At 66.0% G+C, this 24369-nt stretch carries 21 protein-coding genes and 1 pseudogene; 7 read left to right on the top strand and 15 right to left on the bottom strand.

The features are described 5' to 3' along the window. Positions 1 to 48: 48 nt before the first annotated feature. The 6 genes from ndk to DFR24_RS22515 form a co-directional block, all read right to left on the bottom strand. On the bottom strand, positions 49 to 480 hold the full coding sequence (gene ndk, locus DFR24_RS22540) for a nucleoside-diphosphate kinase (RefSeq protein ID WP_133883720.1): 432 nt from the start codon (positions 478 to 480) through the stop codon (positions 49 to 51). A 103-nt stretch (positions 481 to 583) separates the two neighbouring features. Continuing rightward, positions 584 to 1375: a prolipoprotein diacylglyceryl transferase gene (gene lgt / locus DFR24_RS22535; protein ID WP_133883719.1), complete on the bottom strand. Its 792-nt coding sequence runs from the start codon at positions 1373 to 1375 to the stop codon at positions 584 to 586. A gap of 49 nt (positions 1376 to 1424) precedes the next feature. Then, entirely contained in the window at positions 1425 to 2609 is a 1185-nt protein-coding gene (locus DFR24_RS22530; RefSeq protein ID WP_133883718.1) for a class I SAM-dependent rRNA methyltransferase, read from the bottom strand. Positions 2610 to 2671: 62 nt separating this feature from the next. Beyond that, positions 2672 to 3979: an adenylate/guanylate cyclase domain-containing protein gene (locus DFR24_RS22525; protein WP_246051762.1), complete on the bottom strand. Its 1308-nt coding sequence runs from the start codon at positions 3977 to 3979 to the stop codon at positions 2672 to 2674. A 43-nt stretch (positions 3980 to 4022) separates the two neighbouring features. After that, positions 4023 to 5315 (bottom strand): adenylate/guanylate cyclase domain-containing protein, encoded by a 1293-nt coding sequence (locus DFR24_RS22520; protein ID WP_133883717.1) that lies wholly within the window; start codon positions 5313 to 5315, stop codon positions 4023 to 4025. Positions 5316 to 5345: 30 nt separating this feature from the next. Beyond that, complete coding sequence (locus tag DFR24_RS22515; protein WP_133883716.1) at positions 5346 to 7130, bottom strand: monovalent cation:proton antiporter-2 (CPA2) family protein; 1785 nt, start codon at positions 7128 to 7130, stop codon at positions 5346 to 5348. A gap of 332 nt (positions 7131 to 7462) precedes the next feature. Between DFR24_RS22515 and DFR24_RS22510 the strand changes: the two genes are divergently transcribed. After that, a complete protein-coding gene (locus DFR24_RS22510; protein WP_133883715.1) occupies positions 7463 to 8080 on the top strand; it encodes a type IV toxin-antitoxin system AbiEi family antitoxin domain-containing protein in 618 nt (205 codons plus the stop codon). A gap of 3 nt (positions 8081 to 8083) precedes the next feature. Further along, positions 8084 to 9037, top strand: a complete 954-nt coding sequence (locus DFR24_RS22505) for a phospholipase A (protein WP_133883714.1) — start codon at positions 8084 to 8086, stop codon at positions 9035 to 9037. Positions 9038 to 9147: 110 nt separating this feature from the next. On the opposite strand, the gene secF is transcribed toward DFR24_RS22505, so the two are convergent. The 3 genes from secF to yajC form a co-directional block, all read right to left on the bottom strand. Beyond that, the gene (secF, locus tag DFR24_RS22500; protein ID WP_133883713.1) at positions 9148 to 10077 is read right to left on the bottom strand and encodes a protein translocase subunit SecF; all 930 of its coding nucleotides are present in this window, start codon (positions 10075 to 10077) and stop codon (positions 9148 to 9150) included. Positions 10078 to 10125: 48 nt separating this feature from the next. Beyond that, positions 10126 to 11982, bottom strand: coding sequence for a protein translocase subunit SecD (gene secD, locus DFR24_RS22495; RefSeq protein WP_133883712.1), 1857 nt, complete (start codon positions 11980 to 11982; stop codon positions 10126 to 10128). Positions 11983 to 12052: 70 nt separating this feature from the next. Further along, complete coding sequence (gene yajC, locus DFR24_RS22490) at positions 12053 to 12388, bottom strand: preprotein translocase subunit YajC (protein WP_133883711.1); 336 nt, start codon at positions 12386 to 12388, stop codon at positions 12053 to 12055. A gap of 87 nt (positions 12389 to 12475) precedes the next feature. Here yajC and rlmKL point away from each other — a divergent pair, with 87 nt between their 5' ends. From rlmKL to DFR24_RS22470, 4 genes are all read left to right on the top strand, one after another. Then, positions 12476 to 14695, top strand: a complete 2220-nt coding sequence (gene rlmKL, locus DFR24_RS22485; protein WP_133883710.1) for a bifunctional 23S rRNA (guanine(2069)-N(7))-methyltransferase RlmK/23S rRNA (guanine(2445)-N(2))-methyltransferase RlmL — start codon at positions 12476 to 12478, stop codon at positions 14693 to 14695. A 177-nt stretch (positions 14696 to 14872) separates the two neighbouring features. Beyond that, positions 14873 to 16621: an acyl-CoA dehydrogenase C-terminal domain-containing protein gene (locus DFR24_RS22480; RefSeq protein WP_133883709.1), complete on the top strand. Its 1749-nt coding sequence runs from the start codon at positions 14873 to 14875 to the stop codon at positions 16619 to 16621. A 269-nt stretch (positions 16622 to 16890) separates the two neighbouring features. Beyond that, positions 16891 to 17871, top strand: a complete 981-nt coding sequence (locus DFR24_RS22475) for a hypothetical protein (protein WP_133883708.1) — start codon at positions 16891 to 16893, stop codon at positions 17869 to 17871. Positions 17872 to 17903: 32 nt separating this feature from the next. Beyond that, positions 17904 to 18380 carry a glutathione peroxidase gene (locus DFR24_RS22470; RefSeq protein WP_133883707.1) on the top strand — a complete coding sequence of 159 codons (477 nt, stop codon included), beginning with the start codon at positions 17904 to 17906 and terminating at the stop codon, positions 18378 to 18380. Positions 18381 to 18445: 65 nt separating this feature from the next. On the opposite strand, the gene DFR24_RS22465 is transcribed toward DFR24_RS22470, so the two are convergent. Beyond that, positions 18446 to 19096: a hypothetical protein gene (locus tag DFR24_RS22465; RefSeq protein WP_133883706.1), complete on the bottom strand. Its 651-nt coding sequence runs from the start codon at positions 19094 to 19096 to the stop codon at positions 18446 to 18448. Positions 19097 to 19388: 292 nt separating this feature from the next. Between DFR24_RS22465 and DFR24_RS25445 the strand changes: the two are divergent. Further along, a pseudogene (locus DFR24_RS25445) lies at positions 19389 to 19553 on the top strand (glutathione S-transferase family protein); the annotation flags it as partial. 155 nt (positions 19554 to 19708) lie between these two features. On the opposite strand, the gene DFR24_RS22455 reads toward DFR24_RS25445, so the two are convergent. The 5 genes from DFR24_RS22455 to DFR24_RS22435 form a co-directional block, all read right to left on the bottom strand. Further along, positions 19709 to 20293 carry an outer membrane beta-barrel protein gene (locus DFR24_RS22455; protein WP_133883704.1) on the bottom strand — a complete coding sequence of 195 codons (585 nt, stop codon included), beginning with the start codon at positions 20291 to 20293 and terminating at the stop codon, positions 19709 to 19711. Positions 20294 to 20395: 102 nt separating this feature from the next. Further along, positions 20396 to 21904, bottom strand: coding sequence for an apolipoprotein N-acyltransferase (gene lnt / locus DFR24_RS22450; protein WP_133883703.1), 1509 nt, complete (start codon positions 21902 to 21904; stop codon positions 20396 to 20398). 128 nt (positions 21905 to 22032) lie between these two features. After that, positions 22033 to 22884, bottom strand: a complete 852-nt coding sequence (locus DFR24_RS22445; protein ID WP_133883702.1) for an HlyC/CorC family transporter — start codon at positions 22882 to 22884, stop codon at positions 22033 to 22035. Further along, positions 22881 to 23360: an rRNA maturation RNase YbeY gene (ybeY, locus tag DFR24_RS22440; protein ID WP_133883701.1), complete on the bottom strand. Its 480-nt coding sequence runs from the start codon at positions 23358 to 23360 to the stop codon at positions 22881 to 22883. Before ybeY ends, DFR24_RS22445 begins: the two co-directional genes overlap by 4 nt. Further along, positions 23357 to 24352, bottom strand: a complete 996-nt coding sequence (locus tag DFR24_RS22435) for a PhoH family protein (protein WP_133883700.1) — start codon at positions 24350 to 24352, stop codon at positions 23357 to 23359. The genes ybeY and DFR24_RS22435 overlap by 4 nt, the downstream gene beginning before the upstream one ends. Between the last annotated feature and the right edge of the window lie 17 nt (positions 24353 to 24369).

The following is a 24369-nucleotide window of genomic DNA, read 5'->3' as shown; positions in this document are numbered from 1 at the left end:
TTTCGGATCCACGTCCTTATCGATTCCCGATGATTCCTCGAGCGCGCCTCAGCGCGTGCGAGGGCACAGCTCCGTGGCGCGGAAGAAGTAGCTGATCTCGACGGCGGCGTTCTCGGCGCTGTCGGAACCATGCACCGCGTTCTCGTCGATCGACGCGGCGAAGTCGGCGCGGATCGTGCCCGGCGCGGCCTTCTTCGGATCGGTGGCACCCATGATGTCGCGGTGCTTGGCGACGGCGTTCTCGCCTTCGAGCACCTGGATCATGACCGGACCGCTGATCATGAAGCCGACGAGGTCCTTGAAGAACGGACGGGCGCGGTGCACCTCGTAGAAGCCACCGGCTTCCTTCTCGGTCAGATGCGCCATGCGCGCGGCGACGACCTTCAAGCCGGCGGCTTCGAAGCGCGTGTAGATCTGCCCGATGACATTGTTGCCGACGGCGTCGGGCTTGATGATGGAAAGCGTGCGTTCTACGGCCATGACGGTTTTCCTGCTGATTTTTCTGAGTAAATGATAGGCCCGCCAAGCTGGGCAAGCCCCTGAAAAGCACGCGAGTTTAGCGGTCTATGCCGCAGTGCGGCAATCACGCGCGGGCCGGTCTGCGGTAGGCCCAGACCATGAGGAACGTGCCGGTGAGCAGCATCGGGAGGCACAGGACCTGCCCCATCGTCAGCCATCCACCGGCCAGGTATCCGATCTGGGCATCCGGCACCCGCACGAATTCGATGAGCGAGCGGAACGTGCCGTACAGGATCAGGAACAGGCCGCAGACCGAGGCGGGCGGGCGCGGCCTGGACGAGAACCACCACAGGATCACCAGCATCACGAAGCCTTCGAGGAAGGCCTCGTAGAGCATGCTGGGATGGCGCGGCAGGCGGTCCGGGTCGGTCGGGAAGACCATCGCCCAGGGCAGGCTGCTGGCCTTGCCCCAGAGTTCGGCGTTGATGAAGTTGCCGATGCGGCCGGTCAGCAGGCCGAAGGGCACGACCAGAGCCACGAAATCCATCACGTAGAAGAAGGTCAGCTTGCGCGTGCGGGCAAACAGCCAGACCGCCGCGATGACGCCCAGCAGGCCGCCGTGGAAGGACATTCCGCCCTTCCAGATCCGGAAGATCTCGACGGGGTCCTTCAGGAACGTCGGCAGGTTGTAGAACAGCGTGTAGCCGATGCGCCCACCCAGGATCACCCCCAGCGCCGTGAAGAACAGCAGGTCCGACACGGCCGGGGCCGAGAACGGCATGTGCGCCGACTTGCCGCGCCGAATCGCCAGGAACCAGCAGCCGTAGAACCCGATCAGGTACATCAGGCCGTACCAGTGGATATGGACCGGCCCTAGGCTCAACGCGACGGGATCGAAGTTCGGATGGACGAGCATGAAGCGCGAGGTGGAACGGAGGCGGGAAAGGGACTCGGGGAGGGACCGCTTAGTTCACGCGGCAGTAGAACGCCTTGAGATAGCGGGTCTCGACGATGGCGGGATGCACCGGGTGGTCCGGCCCCTGCCCGCCCTGCTCCAGGATCTGCAACTGGCGGTTCTGGGCGCGCGCCTCGCGCAGCAGGATGCGCTGCAGTTCGCTTTCCTCGAGGTGGAACGAGCAGGAACAGGCCACCAGCACGCCCCCGGGCACCAGCAGCTGCATCGCGGCGCGGTTGAGCGCGGCGTAGTGCTCCAGGCCGGCATCGTGATCCTTGCGCCGCTTGATCAGCGCCGGCGGATCGACGACAACGACATCGAAGGTGCGGCCATCGGCACGCAGACTCTTGAGACGGTCCAGCGCATCTCCCTTGAGCGCCTCGACCTCGACGCCATTGAGCGCCGCGTTCTCGACCACCGCGTCCAGCGCCGGCTGCGAACTGTCCACGCACGTCGCGCTCGTCGCGCCCGCGACCATCGCACGGATGCCCCAGGCTCCGACGTAGCTGAAGACGTCCAGAACCCGCTTTTCGCGCACGTAGCGCGTGAAGCGGTCGCGGTTGTCGTGCTGGTCGAAGAACCAGCCGGTCTTCTGGCCGTGCCGGACCGGCGCCTTGAAGCGCACGCCGGATTCGACGAGTTCGACCGAGTCGGGTACTTCGCCGATGGCTTCGACCGCCTCGGGCAGCCCTTCGACCGTTCGCGACGAACCGTCGTTGCGCAGCAGGATGCCGCGCGGCTGGAGCTCGGCCTGCAGGGCCTGGATCACCAGCGGCTGCAGCCGATCCATGCCGGCCGTGTTGGTCTGCACGACGCAGATGTCGCCGAAACGGTCGACGACCAGGCCCGGAAGGCCGTCCGCCTCGCCGTAGACCAGGCGGTAATGCGGCGTCGGATAGATCGAATCGCGCATCGCCCGCGCGGCGGCCAGGCGCCGCGTCAGCCAGGCCAGGTCGATCACGGCGTCGGCGCGGCTGCTCAGCAGGCGCGCCGCGATCAGCGAATTCGGGTTCGCGTAGGCCGTGCCCACCGCCTTGCCGCGCGAGTCCACGATGTTGACCAAGTCTCCCGCTTTCAAAGCCTTGAGCGGGGTCTTGGCCGTATCGACCTCATTGCTGAACACCCAGGAATGGCCCACGCGCAGACGGCGTTCGGCATTGGGATTCAGGCGCAGCGTCGGCAGGGACTCGCTCATCTGGAAGAAGGGGCACGACGTCGGAGGGCGCGCATTGTGCCGTATCCCGCCGGTATACCCGTTCAGGGCGGCATCGCCCAGATCGGCACGGCCTCCGCGAAACCCTTCACACGCAGCGGTTCGCGTCGCTCGAGCTGGCCCATGCCCGACAGTTCGACGGTGCGGCCGTCGATCAGCACCTCGCGGTCGGCGGCCTGCTCGCACAGGCGCGACGCCAGGTTCACGGCCGGTCCGACCGCCGTGTATTCCCATCGCGAGGCCGAACCGATGATGCCCACCGTCACGACGCCGCTGGCCACGCCCATGCCGACCCCCAGCGGGTGCGCCTGCGTGCTCCAGCGCCGCGTGACCTCGCTGGCGGCTTCGCGGATCCGCTGCGCCATCTCCAGGCCCGAGCGCGAATGGCTGGGGACCGGCAGCGGCGCGCCGACCAGGATCAGGATCCCGTCGCCGGCATAGTCCTTCACCGTGCCACCGTACTCCGCGACGACCTTGCCGACGGCGTTGTAGTACTCGCGCAGCGTCTTGATGACGCTGGAAGAGGGATGCGCCTGCGCGAAGGCCGTGAAGCCGCGCAGGTCCGAGCAGACGACGGTGATCTCGAGCGAACGGTGCTGCACCGCGTGGCGCAGTCCGCGTTCACGCACCAGCTTTTCGACCTGGGGCGACAGGAAACGCGCGAGGAACTGGCCGCGTTGACCCTGCAGCACCAAGTACTGCATGGCACCGACGAGATAGATCATCTCGCCGCTGACCATCAGGATCGAGCCGACCTTCACCGGCAGGATCAGCCCCGCGACGATCAGCGGGAACCCGATCACCGCCGCCACGATGCGGATGCGCTCGGTCCGATCCGGCTGGGCCATCAGCAGCAGCACGGTGGCCGCGGCACCCGTGAACAGGGCGATGAGCAAGGGTCCGGCGAACAGCCAGAACCCGGGCTGCACCAGCGATTCGAGGCCGTGGACCGCGCCGAGGAACTCGTCACGCCGCATCTCGGGGGCATAGACGCCGGCCACGCCCATCGCGATGCCGGCCACCTGGCCGACCCTCAGCAACACGTTGCTGAAGCGCACATGCAGATGTTCGGCGTCGATCGTCTTGCGCACGCGACGCACCCATTCCAGCGACGCGATCAGCGCGAGGGCATCCGCCACGGCCAGCCAGCGACCGGCCAGCGGCACCGGTCCGGCGGCGGCGCCGAGCGGGAGGCTCAGGCCCACCGAGCAGGCGAACGCAACGAACGCGATGCCCAGCGCACGGCTGGTCGGCGCGCGAAAGTCCGCGCTCAGGAACGCCAGTCCGATACCCAGGCCCACCAGCGCGACCAGCAGGCTGGGCAACCAGGCAGCCGGGAAATCCAGACTCAAGCGCGAGCCTTCCGGATGCGGTCGCGGGGGTCTCGTGGGATCGTCATGCCGGCGCCGCGAACAGGGCGATCGGTTCCGGGAAGCCCTTCACGCGCAAAGGCTCGCGACATTCCAGGACATGCGAAGGCACCAGCTCGCAGGTGCGGCCGTCGACGAGGATCTCGGCGTGCGCCGCCTGCTCGCAGAGTCGCGAGGCGAGGTTCACGGCCGAGCCGACCGCCGTGTATTCGAGCGCCGCCGTGCCGATGACGCCCACCGTCACCGTGCCGCTGGCCACACCGATCCCGATGCCGAGCCGCGATCCTTCCGGGCCCCAACCGCGCGAGCGCTCGATGCAGGCGGCGCGGATGCGGCGCGCCATCTCGATGCCGCGCATCGCGTGGTCGGTCATCGCGATCGGCGCTCCGACCAGAATCAGGATGCCGTCGCCGGCGTAGTCCTTGATCGTCGCGCCATAGGCGCCCACGACTTCGCCCACGGCGTCGTAGTAGTCGCGCAGCACGCGCAGCACCTCGCCCGACGGCGCGGCCGCGGCGTACGGCGTGAAGCCGCGCAGGTCGCAACTGACGACGGTGATCTCGAGCTGGTTCTCCTGCATCGCCGTCTTCAGGCCGCGCTCGCCGACCAGCTTGGCGACATCGGGCGACAGGAAGCGCGCCATGAACTGCCCGCGCTGGCCCTGTTCCACGTAATAGCGAACCGATCCGACGAGCAGGAAGATCTCGCCGATCACGCAGCTCACCGCCGCGAGGTCGCGCGGCAGGATGAAACCGGCCAGGAAGAACGGCACGGCGAGGGCCATCGCGATCAGGCGAATGCGTTCGTTGCGATCCGGCCGGCGATTGAGCAGCAGGAAGATGCCGGCGAAGCCGCAGAGGGCCGCGAATTCGATCGGCGCCGCGAACATCCAGAACTGCCAGTCTTGCATCGAGTCCGGACGCGCCGCAGCGCGAATGAAGTGCTCGACGCGCAGGTCGGGCGCAGCGATCGACATCACGCTGTACAGCGCCGCCGACACCTGCCCGACCCGCAGGATGCGATCACCGGTGCTGGTGTTCATCCCCGGCGCCGCCGGCAAGGTCCGGCGTACGCGCAGCAGCCATTCGAGCATCGCGATCAGGCCGATGGATTCCGGAATCGCGAGCCATCCCGACCACGACGGCACCTGCTCCGCCATGTCGATCAACGAGACGTTGAGGAAAATCGCCACGCCGGTGGCGCCCAGCGAAACCGCCAGCGCCTGCGACGTGCGCGAGTGGGCGTCGGCCGTGATGAACGCGAACGCCATGCCCAGCGCGATCAGCGAAACCAGCGTGTGGAGCGAGATGGCGAACATGCGGCGGCGCGCAGAGCGATCCGGGCGGGACTAGGCGGAGTCGGCCGGCCGCACGGCGGCCGGCTCGGACCGGCGATCGTCCTCGAACAGTTGCTCCAGTTCCTTCGATGCCTCCTTTGCCGACTGCCGCATGCGCTCGGGATCGCGGTGAATGGCTTGCTGGCGCAGCAGCGTGTCCTGATCGAAGCGCTGGAAGCGCACCAGGATGTCGTCGACCTTCTCGGGGGCGTCACCGAGTTCGATCAGAACATCGCGCGTCATGTGCAGGCTCGAGAAGTACGCGCGACGCACGATCTTGTGCACGCCCAGATCCATCAAATGCATGGCGTGCTGGCGCGTGCGGGCCACGGCGAACACGCGCACGTTCGGAAAGTGCTTGCGCACCGTCTCGGCGATGCGAAGACTCACGTCCTCCGGTTCGGCCACGCTGATGACAAAGAGCTGCGCCTTGCCCACGTGCGCTGCACGCAGCACCTCCAGCCGCGTGGCGTCGCTGTAGAACACCGGACTGCCCAACTGGCGCAGGAAGTCCACCTGCTGCCAGTCGCGCTCGAGCACCGTGTACGGCACGCCGCGCAGGCGCAGCACGCGGCCGATGATCTGGCCGAACGGACCGAAGCCGGCGATGACCACGGGCGTCTCCGGCACCACGATCTCGTCGAACGGGCGCGCCTCGCTCTCCTGTCCCCAGCGCGACTGCAGTGCGTAGAGCGGCGGCGTGAGGATCATCGACAGCGTCACCGTGACGACCAGAAGGCCCTGTAGATCGGACGCCAGGATCCCCGCCGTGGCTGCGACTCCGAACAGCACGAAGGCGAACTCGCCGCCCTGTGAGGCCGCGAAGGCCAGGCGTCGCGCGGCGGCGTTGTTAAGACCCGTGAAGCGGCCGACACCGAACAGGACGCCACCCTTGATCGTCAGCAGGATGACGACGAGGCCGAGCACGAGCAGCGGCTGGCTGAGCACCATGTGGACATTGGCTCCCATGCCGACCGCCATGAAGAACAGGCCGAGCAGGAGACCCTTGAACGGTTCGATGTCCGCCTGCAGCTCGTGCCGGTATTCGGAGTCCGCCAGCAGTACGCCGGCAAGAAAAGCGCCGAGCGACAGCGACAGGCCCACGCCTTCCATCAGCAGTGCCGTGCCCGCGACCAGCAACAACGCCGCCGCCGTGAACACCTCCGGCATCTCGACCGCCGCGATCGCGCGCAGCACCGGGCGCAACGCGTAGCGACCCAGCGCGATGACGCCGACAATCGCGCCGATGGCGAACAACGCCGGCATCCAGTCGCCGCCGCCTTCGCGTCCCGGCTGCGCCGCCATCAACGGCACCAGCGCCAGGAACGGGATCACGCTCAGATCCTGAAACAACAGCACCGCGAACGCCGCACGGCCGTGCTTGTCGGTGAGCTCCTTGCGCTCGCCCAGCATCTGCAGCACCAGCGCGGTGGACGACATCGCCAGACCGAATCCGATCACCAACGCCACCACGGGCGTCTGATCGAGCGCCAACGCCACGCCGCCGAGCGCCAGCGCGCTGAGCAGCACCTGCAGCCCGCCCGTCCCGAACACGGGACTGCGCAGAAGCCACAGGCGGGAAGGCTGCAGTTCGAGCCCGATCACGAACAGCAGCAGTACGACGCCGAACTCGGAGATATGCAGGATCGATTCGACGTCGCCGATCAGGCCCAAACCGCCGGGCCCGATGACCAGCCCCGCCGCCAGATACCCGAGCACCGCCCCCAATCCGAGCCGCTTGAACAGCGGCACGAACAACACGGCGGCAGCGAGAAACAGGGTCGTGGTTGCCAGCATGAGGAGGGCTGCCGTGGGGTGACGCGATTAGGCCATGGAAACGCCGCGACGGTCGCCCTGGAGAGGGGTCCTGGATACCGATCCCGAAGCACCGCCGGTGGCCTTCGACCCTCGAGCGCGCAGCCAGCGCCGCCGGGCGCGACCCGCAATCGGCACGACTCCCGCATGATCAAGCCACCGACGTGGCGCTGATCCAAAGCCGCGGAATTGTCCGTGCCGCTATCCATTTTAATCAAAGTTTTATCTTTATCTTTATTAGCTTGAGATAATTTCTTGCAACACTTTCTAACTTGTGCTGAACTCTTTGCACTTCTGTTTTTAGATTCACTCTCTTGCACACCCGCGCCAACGAGCCGAGCAAGTCCGAACGCATCCTCCAGCTCGCGGGGCAGCTCGGCGTGCTGCGTCCGAAGGATCTCGCGGGTGAAGGGATCCAGGCCGAGTACCTGAGACGGGCCTGCGACAAGGGCGTGATCAAGAAGGTGGGACGCGGCAGCTACGTTCTGTCCGCCAAGGAAATGAATCCCGATCTGGATTTCGCGCTGGTCGCGCGCGCCGTGCCCAATGGCGTGATCTGCCTGCGGTCCGCACTGGCCTATCACGGCCTCGGCGAGATTCCACGCAACACGGTGGACGTGGCGATCGAGCGCCGCGCGGCGCGACCCCGGCTGGACTATCCGCGGCTGCGTGTCGCCCGGCTCGGCGGCCTGGCGTTCACCGAGGGCGTCGAGAAGCACGTCATCGCGGGCGTGAAAGTGCGCGTCTACTCGCTCGAGAAGACGCTTGCCGACCTGTTCAAGTTCCGCAACAAGATCGGACCTCACCTGGCGGTCGATGCGCTGCGCGCGGCGCTGAGTGCACGTCGCGTCCGCAAGGAAAAACTCTGGCATTTCGCGCGACTGTGCCGCGTGGAGCGCGTGATCAAACCGTACTTCGACGCTCTCGCCTGACTCATGCGCTTCATCTTCGCCGCGATCGGCCTTTCGTCCAGCGCCGCTGCCCTGGCGGTAGACACGGTCCCGGAACCGCTGCCGCCGCTGCAACTGACGCCGGCCACCGAACTCTCTCAGAAGCCCGAGGACAAGGAGCCCGCGAGCTGGTGGAGGAAGGTCACGCGCTGCGAGGACGGCACCGATCGCTCCCGCGGCTGGCTGCGTCACTTCGCTTCAGGCGACCACCCGGTCTCGCCGATGTTCGGGACGCCCTGTGATGTCGACTGGCACAAGCCGATCTTCATCCTGCCGTACACCTACTCCCCGGATTACGACGGCAGGCAGACCGAAGTGTTGTTCAGCGTCAGCGCGAAGCTTCGGCCGATGGGCCTTCCGTTGTACTTCTCGTATTCGCAACGCAGCTACTGGCAGCTCTACGACTCCAAGCGTTCGCGTCCGTTTCGCGAGACCGTCTACAACCCCGAAATCTTCTATCGCTGGGCCGCGCCACCACCCAAAAACGCCGCCTTCACCTGGGGTCTGGACGGCGGATACGAGCATGAATCCAACGGCCAGGACATCCCCGAGTCGCGCTCATGGGATCGGCTCTACGCTGCGCCGTTCTTCGAAAAAGGCGGCACCGCCGTGCAGCTCAAGCTCTGGTATCGCCTGCCCGAGGACAAGAAGAAGGACGACGAGGATGCCAAGGGCGACGACAACCCTGACATCGAGGACTACATGGGGTACGGGGAGCTGAACTTCTACCGGCGCTTCAATCAGGACGCGCGCCTGCACATGATGACGCGATTGAATGCCGGCACCGGCCACGGCGCCGTGCAGATCGAATACAGCTGGCGGATCGGAGACGGCGACCTGTTCTGGAACGCCTACGCATTCCACGGCTACGGCGAGAGCCTGACGGACTACGACGACTCGGTCACGCGCGTCGGCATCGGCTTTTCGCTGGCGCGCTGAACAGAATCAACGCGTAGCCCGGACGCAGTCCGGGAATCCTGCCCGCTCGGAAGGAACCGCCCCGGACTTCGTCCGGGCTACGGGCCTACCGGGTTTGGAAACCCGTGGTCTCAGACCACTTCCTTCTCGGTTTCTTCCTTGGGCGGCAGCAGGTCTTCGCGCTGGATGCCCAGCAGGATCGCGAGGCCCGTCGAGATGTAGATCGACGAGTAGGTCGCCACGATCACGCCGCAGATCAGCGCCACCGAGAAGCTGTGCACGCTCGCGCCGCCCAGCATGAACAGCGCCGTCAGCACCAGCAGCGTGGTCAAGTGGGTGATGATCGAACGCAGCAGCGTCTGGTTGATCGAAAGATTCACCACCTCGTAGATGGAGGCGCGGCGCAGGCTGATCAGGTTTTCACGCACACGGTCGTAGATGACGACCGTTTCGTTGTTGGAATAACCGATCAGCGCCAGGATGCCACCGAGCGTGGTCAGGTCGAACTCGACCTGGAACAGCGACAGGAACCCGAGCGTCATCAGCACGTCGTGCACGAGCGCCGCGACGCAGCCCACCGAGAACTTCCATTCGAACCGGAAGGCGATGTACGCCATGATTCCGAGGAATGCGAACAGCATCGCCATTCCGCCCTTCTCGGTGAGTTCCTGGCCCACCTGGGGACCGACGAACTCCACGCGACGCAGATCGATGCCCTCGGCTTCACTGCCGAGCGCGTCGAGAATCGCGGTACTGACCTTGGACTGGTCGGTATCGTGCGCGGGGGGCAGGCGGATCAAGACGTCCTGACTGGTGCCGAAGTACTGCACGACCGCACGTTCGTAGCCGCCCTTGCCGAGCGCTTCACGCACGTTGTCGAGTTCCACCGTCTGCTGATAGTGGACTTCCACCAGCACGCCGCCGGTGAAATCGATGCCGAAGTTCAGGCCGCGAAACGCAAGCAGCAGGACGACGGCGACCGTCAGCAGCGACGAGACCCACAGGCCCGTCTTGCGCTGGGCCATGAAGTTGATGTTGGGGACTTGGGCGAAGAATCTCATCGTCTTTTCTTTTCGAGCCTTGCGATCCGGAGCGCGGAGAAAACCGGGTTACCAGATCGGCAGATCGGTCATCCGCGAACGGCGCGCGAAGACCAGGTGAGACAGGGCGCGCGAACCGACGATCGCGGTGAACTGCGAAGCCAGGATGCCGAGCGTCAAGGTGACCGCGAATCCCTTCACCGGGCCGCTGCCGAACACGAACAGCACGACCGTGGCCACCAGCGTGGTCACGTTGGCGTCGGCGATGGTCAGGAACGCGCGGTCGTATCCGGCTTCGATCGCGGCATGCGGTTTCATTCCGTTGCGCAACTCTTCACGGATGCGCTCGTAGATCAGCACGTTGGCATCCACTGCGATACCCATCGTCAGCACGATGCCCGCGATACCCGGCATCGACAACGTCGCCTGCATGATCGAAAGACCGGCGACCAGGATCAGCAGGTTGAGCGTCAGCGCCATGATGGCGAACACGCCGAACACGCGGTAGTAGAAGACCATGAAGGCCGCGACCATCGCTAGGCCGAGCATCGCCGCCTGGAAGCCGCGACGGATGTTGTCGGCACCCAGGCTCGGGCCGACGGTGCGCTCTTCGACGATGTCCACCGGGGCGGCGAGCGCACCAGCCTTGATCAGCAGCGCCAGATCGTGGGCTTCCTTGCTTTCCAGACCCGTGGTTTGGAAGCGCTTGCCGAACACACCGCGGATGCTGGCGACCGAGATGATCTCCTGCACGTCGCGATGCTCGCGCACCGGCTCGCCCTTGGCGTTGTACGTGGTCGTCACCTGGCGTTCGCGGAACAGCACCGCCATCGGCTTGCCGACGCTGTTGGTGGTGAACTCGAACATCTTCTTGGCGCCCTGGCCGTCCAGCGTCACCGACACGGCAGGCTGGTGATTCTCATCGACCGTGGGCTGCGCATCGACGATCTGCGAACCGGTGACGATGATCTCTTTCTTCAGCAGCACCGGCCGGCGGCCTTCACGTGTGAAGTAGAGCTCGGTCCCGACCGGAGCCACGCCACTGGACGCCGCCAGGGATGCATCGTCCTCGGCGACCGCGCGGTATTCGAGCGTCGCGGTGGCGCCGAGCAGATCCTTCACGCGCGTCGTGTCCTGCACACCCGGAAGCTGCACGACGATGCGGTTGACGCCCTGACGCTGCACCACCGGTTCGGCCACGCCGAGCTGGTTGACGCGATTGCGCAGCGTGATGAGGTTCTGCTGGACCGCGAAGTCCTGGATGCGCTTGGCTTCGGCGTCGGTGATCCGCACGCGCAGCGACAGCGCGTTGTTGGGAGAGTTGGCGAGCTGCAGTTCGCGGTACTCACCCGCGATGAACTTGCGAGCCGCGTCGAACTTCTCCTGATCGGGGAAATCGAGCACCACGTCGCCACCGTCCTGACGACGGCCCGAGTAACGGATGTTCTCCTTGCGCAACTGCGCCGGAATTTCCGTCACGTAGTTCTCGATGGCCTTCTTGCGCACTTCGTCGACATCCACTTCGAGCAGGAAGTGCACGCCGCCGCGCAGATCCAGACCCAGCGCCATCGGCTTGGCGCCGATCTGGCGCAGCCAGCCCGGCGTACGCGGCGCAAGGTTGAGTGCCACGACATAGGAATTGCCCAGCGCCTTCTTCAGCGCATCGTTGGCCTGAAGCTGGTCTTCTTCGGCCTTGAAGCGGACGACCCACTGTCCGTTCTCCATGGCCGCCGACTCCATCGGAATGCTGGCTTCCTTGAGCGCCGCCACGACCTCGGGACCGAAGTCCGACGGCAGCGGATCGCCCGAATCGCGCGAGATCTGCACCGCGGGCTGTTCGCCGAACAGGTTGGGCGCCGCGTACAAGCCGCTCAGCAGCAAGACCAGCAACAGGGTGACGTACTTCCAGGTGGCGTAAGGACGCATGTAGGTCGTATCGAGCCGGCTTGAAACAGCGTGCATGCCCCGGGCGGTTCGCCCGGGGCGTCGTTATGGCTTACAGCGCTTTCAGAGTTCCCTTCGGCAGCACCTGCGTCACGGCGGCCTTCTGGATCTTGATGGAGACGCCCTCGGCAACCTCAAGGGACACATAGTTCTCGCCGATATTGGTCACCTTGCCGGCGATGCCGCCGCTGGTGACCGCTTCGTCGCCCTTGGCCAGCGCGCCGAGCATCTGGCGGTGCTCCTTGGTGCGCTTCATCTGCGGCCGGATCAGCATGAAATAGAAGATCACGCCCAGGACGACGAGGGGCGCGAACTGAAAGATGGGATTCGGTGCGGCCGGCGCGGCCTGGGCGAAAGCGGGGCTGATAACGAGATCGAGAAGGCTCATGAGCTCTACGCGCGGGTCGGTGAAAAATTGGCCGCGGATTATGCCATAGGGGTTTTGGGCCTCCGGGAACCTGCGATCATTGCGCGGATGAGCGATGCCTTCCGTCTATTCGTCACCTGTCCGCGCGGCCTGGAACCGCTATTGGCCGCCGAGTTGCTGGCCCTGGGCGCCACCGAATCCAAGGAACGCAGCGGCGGCGTGGCCGCCGTCGGCCCGCGCGAACTGGCTTACCGCGCCTGCCTGTGGTCGCGTCTGGCCAGCCGCGTCCTGCTGCCGCTGGCCAATTTCCCGCTGGAGGACGCCGACGGTCTTTACGCCGGAGCGCGGGGTGTCGACTGGACCGATCTGTTCTCTCCGGACTCGACGTTCTCGATCGCGGTCGCCGGCCATTCGCCCGCCGTCACGCACACCCATTTCGCAGGACTGAAGGTCAAGGATGCGATCGCGGACGTGTTCCGCGACAAGTTCGGGCGCCGGCCGGACGTCAATACGGACGAGCCGGACATTCGCATCCATGTGCATCTGGACCGCGCCGAAGCCAATCTGAGCCTGGATCTGTCCGGCGAAAGCCTGCATCGGCGCGGATATCGCGGCGCCACCGGCGAGGCGCCGCTCAAGGAAAATCTCGCGTGCGCGATCCTGCTGCGCGCCGGCTGGCCCGAAATCGCGGCCCGCGGCGGCGCACTGATCGACCCGATGTGCGGTTCCGGCACCTTCCTGATCGAGGGCGCGTGGATGGCGGCGGATATCGCGCCGAGCCTGATGCGGCACCGCTTCGGCTTCGAAGCCTGGCTCGATCACGTGCCAGCCCTATGGCAGGAACTCAAGCGCGATGCGCAGTCGCGGCGCGACCTGGGCCTGAAAAAGCTGCCGCCGCTGATCGGCCGCGACCTCGATGCTCGCGTGCTCAACTTCGCGCGCAAGAACGCGCTGAATGCTGGCCTGGGCCATTCGATCGAATGGCAGGCCGGCGACCTGCTCGAAACGCGACCGGTCGGCGACGTCCCCGGCCTGGTGGTCACCAACCCGCCCTATGGCGAGCGCATGGCCGCCGAGGGCGAGGTGATCAAGCTGTACTCGCTGATGGGCGCCACGCTCAAGAGCCATTTTCCAGGCTGGCGCGCCGCGGTGCTGACGTCGCGGCCCGACCTTGGGCCGCGCATCGGCCTGCGCGCCGACGCCATCCACTCCTTCTTCAACGGTGATCTGCCGGTCAAGCTGCTGCAGTTCGGCATCGCCGAGGCGCCCGTTCCCGAGATCGGCGTGCCGGCAGCGCCTGCCGGCGGCGGCGAATTCGCGAACCGGCTCGCCAAGAACCGAAAGCACCTGGGCAAGTGGGCGCGCCGCACCGGCGTGAGCTGCTATCGCGTCTACGACGCCGACCTGCCGGACTACGCGCTCGCAGTCGACGTCTACGAAGCCGCCGAGACGCACCTGCACGTCCAGGAATACGCCGCGCCCAAGAGCGTGGACCCGGTGAAGGCCGAGAAGCGGCTGCGCGAGGCGCTGGCCCATCTGCAGGCTTCGTACGAGGTGCCGGCCTCGCGGCTGCACTTCAAGCAGCGCGCCATCCAGCGCGGCGCCTCGCAGTACGAAAAGCAGGGCGACCAGCTGCGCGTGTTCGAAGTCGACGAGCAAGGCTGCAAGCTGCTGGTGAACCTCGACGACTACATGGACACGGGGCTGTTTCTCGACCATCGCCTGATGCGTCTGCGGCTGCGCAAGGAAGCGCAGGGCAAGCGGGTGCTCAACCTGTTCTGCTACACCGGCGCAGCCAGCGTGCAGGCCGCGCTGGGCGGGGCGCGTCAGACGGTCTCGGTGGATCTATCGAACACCTACCTGCATTGGGCCGGGCGGAATCTCAGCCTCAACGGCTTTGAGTCCGATCAGCGCGATCGCGATCCGCGGCCCGCGAGCGGACCCTGGCGCGGGAAGGCCCGGTCGGCGTCGGCGCAACAGGACGTACACCTGCTCGTGCGCGCCGACTGCATGGCCTGGCTGCGTGATGCGGCCGGCGATGCCTCGGATCGCTACGACCTGATCTTCTGCGACCCGCCGACGTTCTCGAATTCGAAGAAGCTCGACGACGTGTTCGACGTCGAGCGCGACCATCCGGAACTGATCCGGAGCTGCGCCAGCCTGCTCGCGCCGGGCGGCGTGCTGTACTTCTCGACCAACAGGCGCAAGTTCAAGCTCGACCCCGCTGCGATCGAAGGACTGCGGTGCGAGGACATCACGCCGCAGACGCTGGACGAGGATTTCAAACGTCCGCCGCCCGCGCACCGGGCCTGGCGCATCACCAGGTAGCCCGGGTGAGACCCGGGATTCCGCTCGTTACTCGAGGAAAAGCCCCGGGTTGCACCCGGGCTACGCCACCCGCAATGCCCGAATCTCTCCGCTACTCTCGCGGGTAGGGGCATTGCGCCAGGCCTGCCTCGTAACTAGCCTTTCGCACCGCATTCGAATTCCAACGAGGAGCACTCCGTGGCCACCTACAACGCACCGATCCGCGAGATCAATTTCGTCCTCAACGATGTGCTCGACGTGGGCCGCCTCGCCAAGGAAATCCCGGCCTTCGCCGATGCCACGCCGGACGTGATCCTGGGCCTGGCCGAGGAGGCCGCCAAGCTGATCGAGGGCCAGATCGCGCCGCTGAACCACACCGGCGATCAGGTCGGCTGCAAGGTCAAGGATGGCGTCGTCACCGTGCCGCCCGGCTTTGCCGAGGCCTACAAGCTGTATTCGCAGGCCGGCTGGATGAGCCTGTGCAACACGACCCAGTACGACGGCCAGGGCCTGCCGTACACGCTCTCCAAGGTCGTCGAGGAAATGCTGTGCTCCGCGAACGTCGCGTTCGCGCTGTATCCGGGCCTGACCACCGGCTGCTTCGAGGCGATCTACGCCAACGGCTCCGAGGAGATCAAGAACACCTACCTGCCCAAGCTCTCCACCGGCGAGTGGAGCGGCACGATGTGCATCACCGAGGCGCACGCCGGCTCCGACGTGGGCGCCGCCAAGACCAAGGCCACGCCCAACGGCGACGGCAGCTACAGCATCGAAGGACAGAAGATCTTCATCACGTCCGGCGAGCACGAGATGGTGGACAACATCATCCACTTCGTTCTGGCCCGTCTGCCGGATTCGCCTCCGGGCGTGAAGGGCCTGTCGACGTTCGTCGTGCCGAAGTACCTGGTGAACAAGGACGGCTCGCTCGGCGCACGCAACAAGCTGGTCGCCGCCACCATCGAACACAAGATGGGCATCAACGGTTCCTGCACCTGCGTCATGCAGTTCGACGGCGCGCAGGGCTGGATGGTGGGGGCGCCCAACACGGGCATCCAGAACATGTTCGTGATGATGAACCTGGCCCGCATCATGGTGGGCTTCCAGGGCCTGGGCCAGTGCGAGCTGGCCACGCAGAACGCCATCCGCTATGCGATCGATCGCAAGCAGGGAAAGGCCTTCAACGGCAAGCCCGAGATCATCGAGCACGCCGACGTGCGCCGCATGCTGCTGACGATGAAGGCGACCACCGAAGGCGCCCGCGTGCTGGCCTACGAGACCGCGTTCTGGGTCGACGTCACGCATCACCACCCGGACGAGAAGGTCCGCGAGGAAGCGCAAGACTGGGTCGATCTGAACACGCCGCTGGTCAAGGCCTTCTGCACCGACGGCGCCGTCGAACTGGGCAGCCTCGCGATCCAGGTCTACGGCGGCCACGGCTTCATCAAGGAGCACGGCGTCGAGCAGATCGCGCGCGACGCCAAGATCCTGTGCCTCTACGAAGGCACCAACGGCATCCAGGCGATGGACCTGGTGCGCCGCAAGCTGATGATGCACAACGGCCGCCTCGCGCAGCGCTTCTTCCAGGCGGTGCGCAATGAACTCAATGCCGACGCGCCGCTGGGCTGGATCACGCGTCCGCTGGGACGCGCGGTGGACGAGCTGGAATCGACCACCAAGTTCCTGATCGAATCGTTCAAGACGGCGCCGGATGCGGCCGGCTTCGGCGCGGTGGACTTCCAGCGGGCGTTCGCGCTGACCTACCTGGGCTGGAACTGGCTGCGCATGATCAAGGCCGCTGCCCAGCACCCGGACGAGGGCTTCCGCGCCTCGAAGAAGGCCACCGCCGAGTTCTTCATCACGCGCATGCTGCCGCAGGTCCACTCGCTGCTCGGCACGGTGCGCGCGCCGACCGAAAGCCTGATGGCGCTCGAGGCTGCGAACTTCTGATCGCGGGAGGCGCCGCACGCCGGCGCCTCTGCCCCGTAGCCCGGACGAAGTCCGGGGCGCTCAGGCCGCGACCGCCATCCCGGGCTACGGCCGGCGCCGACCGGCTGGACGTCCGGAACGATCGGTCGGCCCCCAACCTGACACCAGAATCTCCTCGTCGGGAAAGTCGCGCCGCCCGGCCGCCAGCGTATGGTCTCCGATGGGTTTGCATCAGAATGTGAACATAAGGACCTGAAGGTCCGAATACCGTACCTCGGAGGAGAATTGCGATGAGTTTTCGTGGGATCTGGGTTGCCCTGGTCGTGCTGCTGGCTAGCTGTTCCACGTTCGACAAGAAGTCGTCCGAAGAGCCGGACCGTCTCCCCATGCCGGAGAACGCGGTCAGCACGTCCGGCGATGCACCGCCGCCGTTCGAGATCTCTTCGGAGCCCCTTCGCGACGAGCTGCCCCGCCCCGCCGAGACGCCCGAAAAGCGACGTGGCTTCGAGGAAGAAAATCGCATCCTGGGCAACGATCCGCGCCGCGCTGCGGCCGAGGCCCGCGCCAACGCCGGAGGCCCGTCTTCGTCTGCCGCGTCGCGCGCAAAGGGCACCGCCAATCCGAATGCGCCGATGGCGCCGATGGCAGGTCGCGTCGGCATCATGAGCCTGCTCGGCAACGAGCTGCAGCACGTCAACTCGGGCACCTTCGGCAGCAAGCAGCAGAGCTACACCACGCAGTTCGACCTCAACGGCTATGTGACCGAAGAACTGCGCAAGGCGCTGCTCGCCAAGACGCCATACCAGCCGGTGACCGTCGCCTCGACCGGCGCCCTGCGCCAAGCGTCCAACACCTGGCAGGACAGCTGGAATGGCCAGTCCTTCGCGCCGACGTTCCAGCGCGAGTTCGACGGCATCATCAGCCAGAACCGCCTGTCGATGCTGATCATCGTGGCTTACGCCAAGACCGGCGACGGATCGTTCGTCGGCGGCGCCAAGCTCAGCGGTTCGGGTCTGTACACGCGCGGTCGCAAGGCGGCTGTGTTCTCTACCCTGCAGTTCTACCGCCTCGTCGGCTCACCGGCCCAGCTCGTTCTCCCGATTGCCCCGGAAGGCGAACGCAGCATCGGCGACGTGCCAAACGCGCAATTGCCGAAGGATCTCGACGACATGCCGCCGCGTTATCTCGTCCCGATCTACGAGCCGTTGCGCACGCTGGTGCAGAACAAGGTCTTCGGGCTGGTTTCCCTGCCGCGAAAGCTGGGATACTGATTTTCACCGATCAGTCTCATCAGGAGCGGGCCATGGGCGTCTATGACTTCGCGGCAACCGGCATCGACGGCAGCGAGCAGAGCCTTGCCAGTTACAAGGGCAAGATGCTGCTGGTGGTGAACGTGGCCAGCAAATGCGGCTTCACGCCGCAGTACAAGGGCCTCGAAGCGCTGTACCGCGAATACAAGGACAAGGGCCTGGTGATTCTCGGTTTCCCCTGCGACCAGTTCGGTCACCAGGAGCCGGGCGACGAGGACGAGATCAAGAACTTCTGCTCGCTCAACTACGACGTCAGCTTCCCGATGTTCGCGAAGATCAAGGTCAATGGCGACGACGCGCATCCGCTGTACAAGTATCTGAAGAACGAGCAGGGCGGCCTGCTCGGCATGGACTTCATCAAATGGAACTTCACCAAGTTCCTCGTGGACAAGTCCGGCAAGGTCGTGAAGCGTTACGCGCCCACCGATACCCCGGCGTCGATCGGCAAGGACATTGCCGCGATGATCTGAGTCTCGAAGCACGCAACAAAAAAGGCCGGGCGATTGCCCGGCCTTTTGTTTGCACGTCGCGCTGCTTATTCCTTCTTGGCGCCCGCGTCGACACCGACGTTGGCCGAGGCCCCTGCGGAGCCGCCGTTCGCCGAACCACCGGCGTTGACGCCCGCACCGACGCTGGCGCCCGCACCGAGCACGCCACCGACGCCGCTCTTCACGCCATCGGTCACGCCGCCGACGGCCTTCTTCGTCTTCTTCGCCGCCTTCTTGCCGGCGTCGCCGGCCGCATGCGCGCCGTCCTTCACGGCGGCGCCGGTCTTGTTGCCGACCTCGACGCCGGCATCCACGCCCGCGCCGACGGCAGCCTTGCCGCCCGAAACCGCGCTCGAACCCGCAGCCGCACCGGCACCCAGTCCGGCGCCGACGGCAGCCTTGGCTTCACCGGCCTTCGCCGCACCGTGCTCCATCGCCGAACCCGCTTCCGCGTTGGCGCCCGCACCGACGCTGGCGTCGACGCCCGCCTTTGAAGCAGCAGCATCCTTGGCCTGCTGAGCCTGCGCATCGCCTTCTGCCTTGGCCTTGGCCTTCGCATCCGCTTCGACCTGCGTCTTGGTCGGCGCGTTGACATTGACAGCGGCGTCAACGCCCAGTCCGGTGTTCAGGCTCGCCGCGAACGTCGAGGAAGTTGCGAGCGCCAGCAGCGCCGCAGCCGGCAGTGAGAACTTGTTCATGTGTGTTACCCCAGAGTGTGGTCGGGATGTTCCCGACCTGCCGAAGTCTATGCCCGCGCTCTGAATTAAGACTGAATTTTCCGCGGCGTGCCGATGCGCTCCGCGCCCTGTTCCGAATGGCGGGCCGCCTCGGCAGATGGCGCTTGTCGTGCTCGCAGGCCCGGCCCCACGCTCGGCGTGATCGCTCGTGCTTCCATGGGCTCACGGCAATCGGAGCACACCGTCAGCGGGCGGAGCTTGTGGCCGCATTTGGGGTGCAGGAACTCGACCGGCGCACACGCGTCCCGGCCACGGTTTGCTCGCTGCCAGGGTCGGACGCCTGAGCAACGTCGGCACGGTGCCGGTGCTGGATATCGATGGCCGCCATATCCAGGACAGCACGCGCATCGCGCGCTATCTCGACGAGCGCCATCCTGCACTGCCGCTCTACCCGGTCGATCCGCAGCAGCGCGCGCATGCGCCCGGAGCTGGCGTGAAGATCGCGGCTCGCCGCGTGGTTGGATCGGGTGAGCGCGCCCCGAGCGGGAGAGCCGTCATCGGGCGCACGCAATGTCGCGCGAAAAAAAGGCCCCGCGAGCGGGGCCTTTTTCTTGAAGCGTTACGACCGATGCATCAGAAGTAGAACCGCGCACCGATGCGCAGATCGCTGATGTCGAGATCACCGCCGTGGTCGCCGTCGAGGAAGCTCGCACGGTAGTCCGCGAAGATGCCGAAGTTCTGCGCCACGCGATACGTACCGCCGATCGCCAGTTCGGGGCCATCGCTGTCGTCGAGCAGCAGGTAGCCGACTTCACCGTGCAGACGGAACTGGTCCGACAACGGCAGCGCGTAGCCGACGTGGCCACCGATGCCGCTGTCGTCTTCGCTGTCGATGTCGAACTTCACGTACTCGGCGCGGCCGTAGAGGCCCTGGCCCTTGGTGCCCATGCCGGGACCGAAGCCCGCACCCAGACGCAGCTGATCGAGGTCGACGTTGAAATCGTCGTATTCGACGGTCTGGTACTCGCCGGTCAGATAGACCTGATCGGCAACCTGGAATCCGCCCTTCACGCCGACGCCGACACCATCGTCATCCGCCGGCCCGACATCGATGTCAGACAGATAGAAATAGCCGTCGACGTAATTGTTGCCGGTTGCTGCCAGGGCAGGCGCCGCGAAACCGCATGCGGCGATGGCCGCGATCAACTCGCGCTTCATGTTCTTGCTCTCCGTTGAGGTGTGACCGAACTTGCGTCGGCGAGCAGGAGTATTCGTTTGCAATCTGACTGCGGGCTGAAGACTTTCTTTCTTACGTCGTGCTTACGCGGTTTTGTTCGCGCGCTTTCTCACGCGAAGGACGAGACCCGCGAGCACGACCGCCACGCCGAGGAACCACAGCGGCGTGTCGCGCCAGCGCGCGTACGGCGTCAGGCCCGAGCGCGGCACGACTTCGCCGCGCATGAGCTCGGTCTGGTATTGGCGCGAGCGCGCGAAGACGTGTCCATCCGGACCGATCAGCGCGGAGATGCCGGTGTTGGTTGCACGCACGAGCCAGCGTCCGTTTTCGAGTGCGCGAAAACGCGCGATGTCGAGGTGCTGGTGCGGTGCCGACGAATGCGCGAACCAGGCGTCGTTGGTGGCGTTGACCAGCACGCGGGCATCGCGCGACTCGCGCGCGAACTCGGCACCGAAGACGTCCTCGAAACAGATCGAGATGCCCAGACGCTGACCGTGAACGACGACGGGTTCGCGTCGTGGTCCATCGGCACTGAAGTCCGAATACGGCGTGCCCAGCACATCCATGATCGGCCGCAGCCACGCCGGGATCGGAAAGTATTCGCCGAACGGCACGAGATGGCGCTTGTCGTAGCGTCCCTGTGCGGCACCCAGCGCCAGGATGCTGTTGAAGATGGTGTCGTCGTCCTCGCCGCGGATCAGGACACCCGCCAGCAGCGCGGCGCCCTGCGCCCGCGTTTCCTCGTCGAGCTTGTCGAAGTAATCGCCGAGCAGATCCAGCGGCCGGTTGGGCACGACTTCCGGCCAGGCGACCAGATCCGCATCCGCGGCCAGCGTCATCGCCCGATAGCGCTCGAGGATCTCCTTGCCGCGGCCCTGATCCCATTTCTGATCCTGCGGCACGTTGCCCTGCACGATCGCCACGCGCAGCGGCGCAGCGGCGTCCGCGGTCCACGTCAGTGGCGACGGCATCAGGGTGCCGGTCAGCGGAAGCAGCGCCGCACCCAGCGCCAGCGGCCGCATCGCGCCTTGCGCTCCCAGGCTGCGGTACAGCGCATACGCACTCAGCGCGAACAGGAACGACAGGCCATGGACGCCGATCACCGGCGCGAAGCGCTGCGCGGGCATGTCCAGCGCAACGTAACCGAGCGAAAGCCACGGAAAGCCGCTGTAGACCCAGCCGCGCAACAGTTCGGACAGCATCCACAGCGCGGGGACGACGATCCATCCCGATGCGCGGCGCCAGCTCTGCAGGACGGTGGCGCATCCGCACACCAACGCCGGATACAGCGCGAGAAATGAGAACAGCACCGTGGCGAGCGCCAGGCCCAGCCACAGCGGAGCCCCGCCGTAGACGTGCGTGCTGATGAACACCCAGTACACGCCGGTCGCGAAGTGGGCCACGCCGAAGAGCCAGCCCAGCAGCGCCGTGCGCTTCCAGCTCCGCTGCGAACACAGCGCGAACAGCGCCGCCAGCGCGACGACCGGGGCCGGCCAGAACGAGATCGGCGCGAAACCCAGCGTCGCCATCGCTCCGAGCAGCGGTGCGAGCAGGCGATCGAAACGGAGCAACGTGGAGGAGAGGGTCTTCATGCGGGGCGCTGCGGATGAGCGCTTCCTGGAGAGCACGGGCGGGCTTCGGATGGAAACAGGACGGGCGGTTGCATGGCTGTGGCGGGCCGCCTCGTCATCGCGACGGAAACGACGTACCGCGCCGGGCTTCAGCCCGGTGCCAGCGTCACCTGCAGCATCTGCACGCGGCGGCTGTCGGCGCGCTGCACGTTGAAGTTGAATTTCTCCACGCGCAGGCTCTCGCCGCGCTTGGGCATGTGGCCGAAACGCTGCGTGACGAATCCACCGATGGTGTCGAACTCGCTGGTCGGAAACTCCGCGCCGAAGTATTCATTGAATTCCTCGAGCGGCGTCAGCGCCGCGACCAGGAAGCGGCGCTCGTCCTGCTTGAGGATGTGCGCGCCTTCGGCCTCGTCATGCTCGTCGTCGATGTCGCCGACGATCTGCTCGAGCACGTCCTCGATGGTGACCAGCCCGGCGACGCCGCCGTATTCGTCGACGACGATCGCCATGTGGTTGCGGCCGCGCTTGAAGTCCTTGAGCAGCACGTTGACGCGCTTGGATTCCGGCACGAACTGCACCGGCCGCAGCCAGCGCGCGAGGTCGAACGTCTCCGTGGACGTCGACGTGAAGCGAAGCAGGTCCTTGGCGAGCAGGATGCCGACGATCTCGTCACGCGTGTCGCCGGTCACCGGGAAGCGCGAGTGGCCGGACTCCACCACGGTCTCGATCAGCTTGTTCAGTGGCCAGGCGCGCTCGACGAAACTGATCTGTGCACGCGGCACCATGATGTCGCGCACCTGGGTTTCGGAGGTCCCCAGAATTCCCTGGAACATCGTCAGGGCGTCGGCATCCATCAGCTGGAGGTTGCGCGCCTCGCGCAGCAGCGACAGCAGGTCTTCGCGCGTGCGCGGACCACCCCCGAACCTGCGCACCATGCGCTGGACCCAGCGATTCACGTTGGGACCACTTCTGCCTTCCGCTGTCGCGTCTTCGCTCATGCCGGCCGTTTGCGCTTGCGCGCCCTGGTACTCGCGGTGATGGCGTAGGGATCCGCGAATCCCATCCCCGCCAGTATCTTCCGTTCGCAGGCCTCCATGACCTCGGCCTCGCTCTCCTGGACATGATCGTAACCCAGAAGATGCAGGCAACCATGCACCACCAGGTGCGCCCAGTGGGCGCGGGGCTCCTTGCCCTGCTGTTCGGCTTCCAGCGCCACCACCGGCCCACAGATGACGATATCCCCCAGGATCGGCACGTCGAGCATGTCGCCGTCGTAGGGAAAGGACAGGACGTTGGTCGACTTGTCCTTGCCGCGGTAGCGCCGGTTGAGTTCCTGGCTCTCCGCCTCGTCGACGATGCGGATCGTGATGTCCCCGGCGATGCGCCCGAGGGCCGTATTGGCCCATAGCCGCAGGCTCGAGGCAGCCGGCACGCCCGTCGGATCGATCCGGCGCTGGATCAGGATCTCGCTCAAGCGGGACGGGCCGGCTGCTGCGCTTCGTGCAGCTCGTAGGCGTGGACGATCGCCTGCACCAGCGGGTGGCGCACCACGTCTTCCTTGCGGAAGTGCGCGAAGCTGATGGCCTTGACGCCGTCGAGCACCTTCATCGCGTGCTTGAGGCCGCTCATCTCGTGCCGCGGAAGGTCGATCTGGGTGACGTCGCCGGTCACCACCGCGACGCTGCCGAAACCGATACGGGTCAGAAACATCTTCATCTGTTCCTGCGTGGTGTTCTGAGCTTCGTCGAGGATGATGAAGGACTCGTTAAGGGTGCGGCCGCGCATGAAAGCCAGCGGCGCCACTTCGATGACCGCGCGCTCGATCAGCCGCGCCACGCGTTCGAAGCCGAGCATCTCGTACAGCGCGTCGTACAGCGGGCGCAGGTAAGGATCGACCTTCTGCGTCATGTCACCCGGCAGGAAACCCAGCTTCTCGCCCGCCTCGACCGCCGGGCGCGTCAGCACGATGCGGCGCACGCGGTCCTTTTCGAGCGCCTGCACGGCGCTGGCGACGGCCAGATAGGTCTTGCCAGTACCGGCCGGACCGATGCCGAAGGAAAGATCGTGCGACGCGATGTTCTTCAGGTACTGCTTCTGCAGCACGCCACGTCCGCGCACGACGCCGCGCTTGGTGCGAACGACGATCTCACCGTGCTCGGCCGGCTGCGCGTCGTCGTCCGGACGTCGGCGCTCGCCGGTGTGCTCGAGCAGCGCCAGGTGCACATCTTCCGACGTGATCACCGCGTTCGCGCTCTGATCGAACAGGCCGCGCAGCACCGCTTCTCCGCGCGCACGATCCACCGCATTGCCCACGAGGCGGAAACGGTTGCCGCGATTGCGCACCTCGATGCCCAGGCGCAGCTCGATCTGTCGCAGGTGCTCGTCGAACGCACCGGCCACGTTCGCGATGCGCGCGTGATCGTCGGGCTCCAGTGCAAGGTCGGTGATTTCGGCGCGGTCTTTCATGGCGGAGTCCGGACAGG

This window comes from Panacagrimonas perspica (assembly GCF_004364935.1).
GTDB lineage: Bacteria > Pseudomonadota > Gammaproteobacteria > Nevskiales > Nevskiaceae > Panacagrimonas > Panacagrimonas perspica.
The sequence above is the reverse complement of the archived record's forward strand: the minus strand, read 5'-3'. Positions and strand labels throughout refer to the sequence as shown.

Excerpts from the sequence above, each read along its gene's own strand:
- ndk (WP_133883720.1), bottom strand. The coding sequence starts at position 480 with ATGGCCGTAGAACGCACGCTTTCCATCATCAAGCCCGACGCCGTCGGC.
- lgt (WP_133883719.1), bottom strand. The coding sequence starts at position 1,375 with ATGCTCGTCCATCCGAACTTCGATCCCGTCGCGTTGAGCCTAGGGCCG.
- DFR24_RS22530 (WP_133883718.1), bottom strand. The coding sequence starts at position 2,609 with ATGAGCGAGTCCCTGCCGACGCTGCGCCTGAATCCCAATGCCGAACGC.
- DFR24_RS22520 (WP_133883717.1), bottom strand. The coding sequence starts at position 5,315 with ATGTTCGCCATCTCGCTCCACACGCTGGTTTCGCTGATCGCGCTGGGC.
- DFR24_RS22515 (WP_133883716.1), bottom strand. The coding sequence starts at position 7,130 with ATGCTGGCAACCACGACCCTGTTTCTCGCTGCCGCCGTGTTGTTCGTG.
- DFR24_RS22505 (WP_133883714.1), top strand. The coding sequence starts at position 8,084 with ATGCGCTTCATCTTCGCCGCGATCGGCCTTTCGTCCAGCGCCGCTGCC.
- secF (WP_133883713.1), bottom strand. The coding sequence starts at position 10,077 with ATGAGATTCTTCGCCCAAGTCCCCAACATCAACTTCATGGCCCAGCGC.
- secD (WP_133883712.1), bottom strand. The coding sequence starts at position 11,982 with ATGCGTCCTTACGCCACCTGGAAGTACGTCACCCTGTTGCTGGTCTTG.
- yajC (WP_133883711.1), bottom strand. The coding sequence starts at position 12,388 with ATGAGCCTTCTCGATCTCGTTATCAGCCCCGCTTTCGCCCAGGCCGCG.
- rlmKL (WP_133883710.1), top strand. The coding sequence starts at position 12,476 with ATGAGCGATGCCTTCCGTCTATTCGTCACCTGTCCGCGCGGCCTGGAA.
- DFR24_RS22475 (WP_133883708.1), top strand. The coding sequence starts at position 16,891 with ATGAGTTTTCGTGGGATCTGGGTTGCCCTGGTCGTGCTGCTGGCTAGC.
- DFR24_RS22470 (WP_133883707.1), top strand. The coding sequence starts at position 17,904 with ATGGGCGTCTATGACTTCGCGGCAACCGGCATCGACGGCAGCGAGCAG.
- DFR24_RS22465 (WP_133883706.1), bottom strand. The coding sequence starts at position 19,096 with ATGAACAAGTTCTCACTGCCGGCTGCGGCGCTGCTGGCGCTCGCAACT.
- DFR24_RS22455 (WP_133883704.1), bottom strand. The coding sequence starts at position 20,293 with ATGAAGCGCGAGTTGATCGCGGCCATCGCCGCATGCGGTTTCGCGGCG.
- lnt (WP_133883703.1), bottom strand. The coding sequence starts at position 21,904 with ATGAAGACCCTCTCCTCCACGTTGCTCCGTTTCGATCGCCTGCTCGCA.
- DFR24_RS22445 (WP_133883702.1), bottom strand. The coding sequence starts at position 22,884 with ATGAGCGAAGACGCGACAGCGGAAGGCAGAAGTGGTCCCAACGTGAAT.
- DFR24_RS22435 (WP_133883700.1), bottom strand. The coding sequence starts at position 24,352 with ATGAAAGACCGCGCCGAAATCACCGACCTTGCACTGGAGCCCGACGAT.